Source organism: Streptomyces sp. FH025 (genome assembly GCF_017427025.1).
Classification (GTDB): domain Bacteria; phylum Actinomycetota; class Actinomycetes; order Streptomycetales; family Streptomycetaceae; genus Kitasatospora.
In genome coordinates this window covers 1-2,854 of record NZ_JAFLNG010000853.1, presented here as the reverse complement: position 1 = coordinate 2,854, position 2,854 = coordinate 1, and the positions used below count along the sequence as shown (strand labels likewise).

Here is a 2,854-nt window from a genome sequence, read left to right as displayed (position 1 = left end):
CGGTCTGTCGTAGGGCCAGCGGGCTGGGCACCTCCGGGGTGCCGAGCAGCTGCCGCTGCCAGGCCGCGTGGTCGGCGAACTGGATGGTCAGCGGAGGGAGTTCGGGGGCGCGTCCGGCGAGGCGGGCGGCGTAGGCGGTGGCCAGGTCGCGGACCAGGGGCGTGGTGGAGGCGCCGTCGCTCGCGATGTGGTGGAGCAGCAGGAGCAGGGTGTGGCGCTCCGGGCCGTCCGTGAACAGCGTCGCCCGTACCGGCGGTTCGGCGGACAGGTCGAAGGCGTGCCGGACGGCCTCCGTCAACTCGCCGGTTCCGGCGTGCAGTTCGATCGGCACGGCGGGAAGGATCCGCTGGTACGGCGTACCGTCCGGCTCCTCGCCGTAGACCGTGCGCAGGACTTCGTGCCGGGCGGTGAGGTCGCCGAGGGCGAGGGCGAGCGCCGACCGGTCGAGCGGGCCGGTGAGGGTTAGTGCCAGCGGGATGTTGTAGGTGGGGCTGGGGCCTTCGAGTCGGTGCAGGAACCAGAGGCCGCGCTGGGCGGGCGAGAGCGGCATCCGCTCGGTGCGGGGTACGGGCACCAGGGCGGGGCGCCCCTCGGGTTCCGGCTCCGTGCCGGCCTGGAGGAGGGCGGTACGGAGGAGGGCGGCGAGAGCGGCCGGAGTCGGGTGGCGGAAGACGTCGGCGAAGGCGACCGGCGCGGCGAAGGTCTCGCGCAGCCGGGCGGCCAGGCGTCCGGCGAGCAGGGAGTGGCCGCCGAGGTCGAAGAAGGAGGCCTCCCGGCCGGGCGCCTCGGGCAGGCCGAGGACGTCGGCGAACAGGCCGCAGACCAGCTCCTCCTGCGCGGTGGCGGCCGCCGGGCCGGTCGTGGCGGCCTCGGGCTCCGGCAGGGCGCGGTGGTCGAGCTTGTCGTGGGCGGTGCGCGGCAGTTCGTCCAGCAGCAGGACGGCCGCCGGGACGAGGTGCGCGGGCAGCCGGGCGGCGAGCGCGGCGCGCAGCTCCTCCGGGTCCGGGGCGCCGCCGGGGGCGGGGACGGCGTAGCCGAGCAGCCGCTTGCCCTGCGGTCCGGGTCGGGCGATGACCGCGGCCTGGGCGACGCCGGGCAGTTCGGCGAGGGCGGCGGCGATCTCGCCGGGCTCGACCCGGAAACCGCGGATCTTCACCTGATCGTCGGCGCGGCCGAGGAACTCCAGGGTGCGGTCGGGGCGGCGGCGGGCGAGGTCGCCGGTGCGGTACATCCGGCTGCCGGGCGGGCCGAAGGGGTCGGCGAGGAAGCGTTCGGCGGTGAGGTCGGGGCGGCCGAGGTAGCCGCGGGCCAGACAGGCGCCGGCCACGTACAGTTCGCCGGTGACGCCGTCGGGCGCGGGCCGCAGCGAGCCGTCCAGGACGTAGGCGCGGGAGCCGCGCACCACCCGGCCGAGCGGGGCGCCGTCGGGGCCGGGGGTCCAGGCGTAGGCGTCGACGGTGCTCTCGGTGGGGCCGTAGAGGTCGATCGGGTGCAGGCCGGGGGTGGCGGTGAGGCGCTGCCAGAGCGCGGGCGGGGTGGCCTCGCCGCCGACCGCGAGGACGGACGGGCGGTGCCGGTCCTCGCCCTGGCCGCCTTCGCCCTGGACGCCATCGCCTTGGATGTACTCGTCCAGGATGTGCTCGTCCAGGATGCCTTCGGCGAGCAGGACTTCGAGGTAGGAGGGGGTGAGGTCGAGGTAGTCGATGCGCTCGCGGTGGAGGTGGTCGGCGAGGGCGGCCGGGTCGCGGTAGGTGGCGTCGTCGAGCAGGTGGAGTTCGTGGCCGTGGACCATCCACAGCACCGGGTCCCAGGAGGCGTCGAAGGCGAAGGAGGCGCTGTGGGCGATGCGCAGCCGTTCGCGGCCGGTGCGGCGGAGGGCGGGGGCGATGTGGTCCTCGCCGTGGCCGGCGTGCAGGTTGGCGAGCGAGGCGTGGGTGACGACCACGCCCTTGGGGCGACCGGTGGAGCCCGAGGTGTGCAACACGTAGGCGGGGTCGTCGAGTTGGGGCGCGGGTGGCGCGGTGTCGGGCTCGGCGCCGGTGTCCTGCGGCCGCACGGTGGGCAGGCCGGGCGGCAGGTCGAGGGCGGCGAGGGCCTCGTCGGTGCCGACCGCGCAGACCGGGCGGGCGTCGGCCAGCACGGCGGCGATCCGCTGCCGGGGGTGGGCGAGGTCGAGGCTGACGCAGGCGCCGCCGGCCTTGAGGACGCCGAGCATCGCGACCAGGGTGTCCGCGCTGCGCGGCAGGGCGATCGCGACCGGTGCGCCGCCGCGCACGCCGAGGGCGGCCAGGCGGTGCGCGAGGCGGTTGGCGGCCGCGTCGAGTTCGGCGAAGGTGAGGGTGGTCGAGCCGCAGCGGACCGCCACGGCGCCCGGGGTGCGGGCGGCCTGGGCGGCGAACAGCTCGGGTAGGGTCCGCTCGACCGGCGGCTCGGCGCGGCCCTCGGTGGCGCGGCGCAGGCCGTCCGCGTCCAGCAGGTCGATCCTGGCGATCGGCGTGCGGGGAGCGGTGAGCAGCAGGTCGGCGAGGGCGTCGAGGTAGCGCAGCAGGCCGTCGCGGTGGGCGGCGAGCGAGGCGGTGCCGTGGCGGGCCGGGTCGGCGTCGAGGACCAGGCGCAGGGCGCCGTCGGGGCCGGGCGAGACGTTCAGGGCGAGGTCGTCCACCGGGCCGGCGGCCAGGTTGCGGACGACGCCGGGCAGACCGGCCAGGTCGAGGTCACTCTCGAAGGCCTTGATGTTGACCATCGGGCCGAACAGGGCGCGGCGTTCGCCGGTGAGGCCGAGGTCGCGGCGCAGGTCTTCGAGGGGGTAGCGCTGGTGGCGGCGGGTGGTGCGCAGGGCGCGGACCACCTGGCG

Annotated in this window: 1 protein-coding gene; it reads right to left on the bottom strand. The window is 76.7% G+C overall.

The window, feature by feature from the left end:
* Positions 1 to 2,854: non-ribosomal peptide synthetase (locus tag J0670_RS34780; protein ID WP_207816446.1), on the bottom strand; the 2,854-nt coding region annotated here is incomplete at both ends.